This is a genomic window from Pseudomonas sp. SZ57 (genome assembly GCF_009495975.1).
GTDB classification, from domain to species: domain Bacteria; phylum Pseudomonadota; class Gammaproteobacteria; order Pseudomonadales; family Pseudomonadaceae; genus Aquipseudomonas; species Aquipseudomonas syringae.
This window is the reverse complement of record NZ_WIBD01000003.1, coordinates 206570-212569: the sequence shown is the minus strand read 5'-3', so window position 1 is coordinate 212569 and position 6000 is coordinate 206570. Positions and strand designations below refer to the sequence as shown.

General features: G+C 58.5%; 6 protein-coding genes. 5 read left to right on the top strand and 1 reads right to left on the bottom strand.

Annotated elements, in window-relative coordinates; genetic code table 11:
• Positions 1 to 227: 227 nt before the first annotated feature.
• The 5 genes from fecA (at position 228) to GE543_RS04620 (ending at position 5046) form a co-directional block, all read left to right on the top strand.
• The gene (gene fecA, locus GE543_RS04640; RefSeq protein WP_153220906.1) at positions 228 to 2576 is read left to right on the top strand and encodes a TonB-dependent Fe(3+) dicitrate receptor FecA; all 2349 of its coding nucleotides are present in this window, start codon (positions 228 to 230) and stop codon (positions 2574 to 2576) included.
• A gap of 273 nt (positions 2577 to 2849) precedes the next feature.
• Positions 2850 to 3278, top strand: a complete 429-nt coding sequence (locus tag GE543_RS04635) for an HPF/RaiA family ribosome-associated protein (RefSeq protein ID WP_003365451.1) — start codon at positions 2850 to 2852, stop codon at positions 3276 to 3278.
• Positions 3279 to 3382: 104 nt separating this feature from the next.
• On the top strand, positions 3383 to 3646 hold the full coding sequence (locus tag GE543_RS04630) for a hypothetical protein (RefSeq protein ID WP_235810302.1): 264 nt from the start codon (positions 3383 to 3385) through the stop codon (positions 3644 to 3646).
• A 471-nt stretch (positions 3647 to 4117) separates the two neighbouring features.
• Positions 4118 to 4450 (top strand): DUF3509 domain-containing protein, encoded by a 333-nt coding sequence (locus GE543_RS04625; RefSeq protein ID WP_003415131.1) that lies wholly within the window; start codon positions 4118 to 4120, stop codon positions 4448 to 4450.
• 263 nt (positions 4451 to 4713) lie between these two features.
• Positions 4714 to 5046, top strand: coding sequence for a YXWGXW repeat-containing protein (locus tag GE543_RS04620; RefSeq protein ID WP_046236626.1), 333 nt, complete (start codon positions 4714 to 4716; stop codon positions 5044 to 5046).
• A 61-nt stretch (positions 5047 to 5107) separates the two neighbouring features.
• On the opposite strand, the gene GE543_RS04615 is transcribed toward GE543_RS04620, so the two are convergent.
• The gene (locus GE543_RS04615) at positions 5108 to 5596 is read right to left on the bottom strand and encodes a phosphate-starvation-inducible protein PsiE (protein WP_003316964.1); all 489 of its coding nucleotides are present in this window, start codon (positions 5594 to 5596) and stop codon (positions 5108 to 5110) included.
• Between the last annotated feature and the right edge of the window lie 404 nt (positions 5597 to 6000).

The following is a 6000-nucleotide window of genomic DNA, read 5'->3' as shown; positions in this document are numbered from 1 at the left end:
CTCTGCGTCGTCTGTGCCATCGGGGTAGAAAAGCGCTTTGTGTGCAGTGATCGCTGTAGCACGACGCAGAGCGTCACGAACTGCATGCCGACGCTGAGCATCGGCACGATGACAGTTAGATTTGCGCTGGCCGGCTAAAATTTTTTCAAAAACCGTGAGCTGTTTTTCGATCCTCGCGTGACAGACAGGGAAAGCCTCTCTCAACCTTCCGGTCAAAGGACTCCCGCATGTCAGCCCGCCCTACTCAACTTTCACCGCTGGTGCGCACATTGCGCCATGTCATTTTCGGCGCGAGCCTTTCGGTCGGCAGCCTGTCGATGGTGCAGGCCGCCGAGGTCGCACCCAAGGTGTATCACATTGCGCCGAGCGAGCTTGAAGCGGCGCTGAACCAGTTCGGTCGTGAGTCCGGCGTGCTGATTTCCTATGGTTCGCAGATTACCAGCGGCCTGAAAAGCCGTGGCCTGGAAGGTCAGTACACGCCCGAGCAGGGCCTCAACGCCTTGCTCGAAGGCACCGGCCTGCAGGCCATGGCCGATGGCAATAACGGCTTCACCCTGCAATCGGCAAATACGGCTGGTGCGCCGATCGAGCTGGGGGTTTCCACGGTGGTCGGTGACTGGCTGGGCGCTGCACAGCAAACCAACGTTTTCGAGCATGCCGGCGCACGTGATGTGATTCGTCGTGAGGAATTCGAGCGGGTCGGCGCGACGTCGGCGCGTGAAGTACTCAATCGTATTCCAGGCGTCAATGCGCCGGACAACAACGGCACCGGCAGCCATGACATGGCGCTGAATTTCGGTATTCGCGGCCTCAATCCACGCCTGGCGTCGCGCTCTACCGTGCTGATGGACGGCATCCCGGTGCCGTTCGCGCCCTATGGCCAGCCGCAACTGTCGTTTGCGCCGATAAGCATGGGCAACATGGACGCAGTCGATGTGGTGCGTGGCGGTGGCGCAGTCCGTTACGGTCCGCAGAACGTGGGTGGCATCGTCAACTTCGTGACCCGCGCGATCCCCGACGCCCCCACTCTCAAGGGCGGCATACAAACCGAGACCAGCCCGTCTTCCAGCCACGACGGCTTCAAGACCACCGGCAACCTGCTGGCCGGCGGCACCGCGGACAACGGTCTGGGCGGCGCGATTCTGTATTCCGGCGTGCGCGGCGGCGACTGGCGCGAGCACAGCGACACCGAAATCGACGACCTGATCCTCAAGGGTAAATACCAGATCGACGACGCCAACAGCCTCAACGCCATGGCGCAGTACTACGATGGCGAAGCGCAGATGCCCGGTGGCCTCAGCGTCGCGGACTACGATGCCGATCCGTACCAGTCGACACGCCTGAAAGACAAGTTCTGGGGCCGTCGCACCATGTTCAATTTCGGCTATCGCTACGAACAGGACGCGCGCGTCTTCACCGCCAACACGTTCTTCACCAAGACCCTGCGCAGCGGCTATCTGGATCAGGGCAGCTTCGTCTCCCTGTCGCCCCGCGAATACTGGGTGCGTGGCCTGGAAACACGCTTCTCGCAAGGCTTTGCGCTGGGCGAAACCTGGCATGAAGTCGGCGTTGGCTATCGCTATGTCAACGAGGCCGGTCACGAACTGCGCTATCGCGAGCCGGTCACCGGCGACCTGCCGACCACCGCCAGCCGCAATGACCGCGACACACGCGGAGCGACCGAAGCGCATGCGTTCTACATCGACGACCGCATCGATATCGGCAAGTGGACCATCACGCCGGGCATTCGCTACGAGATGATCGACACCGCGCAGAACAACAACCTGACCAACGCCCGATACCAGGGCGACTACAGCACTGCGCTGCCCGCGTTGAACGTGCTTTACCACCTGACCGACACCTGGAACCTGTACGCCAACACCGAAGGCTCGTTCGGCAGTGTGCAATACAGCCAGATGCCTAACCGCGTCACCGGCGATGAAGTCAAACCGGAAAAAGCCCGCACTTGGGAGCTGGGCACACGCTACGACAATGGCAACCTGCGGGCCGAGATCGGCGCGTTCCTGATCAATTTCGACAACCAGTACGACAGCAACCAGACCAACGACACGGTGATCGCACGCGGCGAGACGCGTCATCAGGGCATCGAAACCAGCGTCAACTATGCGCTGGAGGGCCTTAGCCCGGTGCTGGCCGGCTACGATGTCTACGCGACCTACGCCTTCGTCGACGCCACGATCCGCGAAGACGGCCCGAACAAGGGCAACCGCGTGCCGTTCTCGTCAAAGCACAAGGGCACCATGGGCGTCAGCTACACCGAAGGGCCGTGGAAGCTCAATTTCGACAGCTCCTTCCAGAGCGACCAGTTTGCCGACAACGCCAATACTTCGGCTGAAAGCGCCGACGGCAGCACCGGCAAGATCCCTGGGTACATGCTGTTCAGCACACGCGCCAACTACGACTTCGGCCCGCAACTGTCTGACCTCAACGTAGCGGTCGGGATGAAGAACATCTTCAACCGCCAGTACTACACCCGCTCGTTCGACGACAACAACCGCGGCAAATACGTCGGCGAACCGCGCACGGTGTACGTACAGACGTCGGTCGCGTTCTAGTTTCGGACGCCGGAGCGCGAGAGAAGTGTTCGCCCGGACACTTCTCGTTCCTCACGCTTCGCATGGGAATGCCGTTCTGGACGCTCTGCGTCCGCTCCTGATTCGCAGCCTCGCGCCAAGGCATCCCTTTTTTGCTGCGAAATATTTCTTACACATTGGGGTTGAATTGTCAGGCCATTGCCGCCAACACTGTGAATGAGCGCAAACGAAAACGATTCCGACAGGAATCATGCAGTCCAGCCTCGCACGAGCAAGCCCTAATAAGGATTAACTATGCAAATCCAGGTCAATAGCGATAATCACATCGAAAGCAGTATCCGACTGGAGGAGTGGGTTCGTACCACCGTTGAAAGCACGCTCGAACACTACGATGAAAACCTGACCCGCGTGGAAGTCCACATCCGCGACGAAAACGGCGACAAGCCTGGCCCGCACGACATCAAGTGCCAGATGGAAGCTCGCCCCAAAGGACACCAACCTATTTCTGTTTCCCACAAGGCCGATACGGTAGATCAGGCTGTGGATGGCGCTGCTGTAAAACTCGATCACGCCCTCGAGCATCTGTTTGGCAAACTGCGCGGCAAACGAGGCGCCGCACCGACCATCGCCGAACAGGATGAAGATCCGGTCAGCCCGGACGCGCTGCTCGAAGAAGAATTTCTGGAAAAAGAGCAGGAGAAAGAAGCCGCTCGTCTGACCTGATGATTCACTGACACGTTTTGCAAGAAAAGGGCGAACCGGCAACGGTTCGCCCTTTTTGTTTGCCACGGGCCGGCAAGCGCACCACAAACGGTCGCTGCACAGCTTTGGCCACCTTGACCCATCGCTCGCCTCGCAGCCATTTTGATCGCCGGGTGCCGTCCATCGAATTTAACATTCAGCATCGGACAGTCCGAGCGCTGCACCTGACCGCCCTCGGCGAGCAAAAAATCATCCCGCTTCCCCTCCATCAGCGTGCGGGTCTGCCGTTCATACCAAAAGGTGTTCAACAGCTCCGCAGCACGACGCTCAACGTCAGAAACTGGACAGTGGGCGATTACGGTTTCGACCCCGTCTTTACGAATCTCTGACGTCAAGATTCGGTTGTCGGAGTGTCAGACAATCACTCGAAAAAGTCATAAGCAAAACGCTTTCGCGAGAGCAGCAGGCCATGTCCGGGAGCTGTTCGTCGCCCGGTTTGGAGAGCACTTTTTTCAACCCTACTGACCGGCTCGTCCTGCAGCAAAGCCAACCAGGAAGCGACTGCGCAGTGCTCCCGCTCGGCGGCTTGTGGCGCATCGCCCCTGCAATATGGCCCGAACCATGCAAAGCCCTGTAGTACGCGCCACGAGGCAGGCCATCAGGACGGCCACTTTCTGGCGCGAACTGAACGTCGTGAATGCGTCAAAGCTTCTCTAAACGAAACCCTGTCATCAACGCGAAAGACGACAGCAACACCGTCAGCAGCAAGCGCAGGAGTAACGCAACCGCTGATCAGTCGTCGAGAACCAAAAGGACTACTACCCGGTCAACTTATGCAGACCATTGAGCAGGTGAATGATATGGACAATCCTTTTCAGATGATCACGGACACGTTTCACCCAGACTATCGGGTGAATCTGAGCATTCAAGGGTTGGACGGCAGCATCATGCTGACCTTGTCCAACGAACGCGGAGTCGTTGCCAAGCGTTTGATCAGCGCTGCCCAACGCAATGACCCACAACGCCTGCGCAAGCTGATAGAAAGCGTGCAATTCGGCATCGCCATCGAACGTGGCGACAGCGCGATCAAGATCCTTGCGGCGATGACCGACGGCGCGACGCTGAAAAAGACCCCTGTTCCGGCCAATGGTCTATGGCCGCAGAGCCTGGCAACAGTGAATGCCGGGGCTTGATGCACGCCTGCCCTCCCCCTCTGTGCAGTGCCGTTTTAGGCGCTGCATGGAGCAAGAACAGGTTGATGCCTTTCAATACTCTCCAGCCTGCCTGAACGGGCTTTCCCCCCAGTAAAACCGGCCTTTCGCTATCATTCCCCCTCCCTCCTCTTCAGCAAAAGTACAGATACATCCTGCTACAACAATCCTTGCGCAGAAACATTCGAGCGACTGGGCACTGAGTTCAGCGCCACTGCACCTGCGGGTGATTCCGAGGAGGCAACATGTATTTACGTTATGGGGTATTGATCGCATCACTTGCGATAGCGTCAGGCTGTGTCGAGGAGCGTGTGGTCCATGAACGACCGCACGTCCATCATGAATACGTCGAAGAAGTGATCGCGCCGCAACCGCCACCGGAACGCGTCGTCGAGGTGGAACCGGCCCCTCGTCCCGGCTATATATGGGCACGCGGTTACTGGCACTGGAACGGCCAGCGTTTCGTGCCGGTGCATGGCCACTGGGAAACCGAACGACCCGGCTATCACTATGTGCATCCGCACTGGGAAAGCGCTGGTGACGGCTGGCACTGGCGTGCCGGGGTCTGGCTGAACTGATTGCCTTCTTTGATAAGCAGCGTGCTGGCGGCATCGTGCACAGATGCCGCCGCTGCCTCGATCAGATTTCGCCCTTTTCTTCCGTCACCGCGCCTTTGACGGTGCTGGATGAATCGGGAATCTTCGCCGACGGGTATTTGTACGACGCATAGCGCACCACCAGAATCGCAAACGCCAGCAACAGAATGCCGCCACACAGGTAGATGATGCCGATGTCCGGTGGGTTGTGATGGGACACGTCGGAAATCAGCAGGCGCGTCAGTGCAGTGATCGCAACATAGATCAGGAAGCGCACGGGCATGTGGTTGGTCTTGAAATAAATCCCGGTCATCGCCCCCAGCTCGAGATAGATGAACAGCAGCAGGATGTCATCGACCGTGACGTTGCCTTTCTCGACCATCCCCAGAAATGCAACCACTGACGCCCAGGCAGTGATCGCGCCGATCGCGAACAGCGCCAGAAAGTGGAAGCTCTCCACACACAGGTTGCCCAGTGACTCGGCCTGCGCATGCACGCGGTGTCTTATCTTTACTGCCCATTTGTTCCCCATGACGCGTTACCTCTGAACCTTCGTTTATGCCGACCGGATGATGCCGGGTACTCGTGACACCCTTGTGGCCTGCTTTTTAAAGCAGGAACAGGGCCATAGGCTATGGTTGAGAGCGCGGCGGGTTGTCGCAAGGCACATTTGCAGCGCAAAAAAGATGCGTAAACGCCACTATTCAGGCAGGGCTTGATTGGCACATGGCTTTTACTGTATAAAAACACAGTAATCGAGAAATCGCTTTCGCTGTTGCGTCGCAGGCCAGCTTCCCTAAAGGTCTTCACGCAGAGCCCGCTACACCTGACCGGCGCGCTGGTCATGCACGATCGATGCTTTGCATACCCGCTGGTCAGAGCACAAAGCGCTGAACGTCCGGGTCTAGCCCTTTCAACACTGGATAAGACGACGAG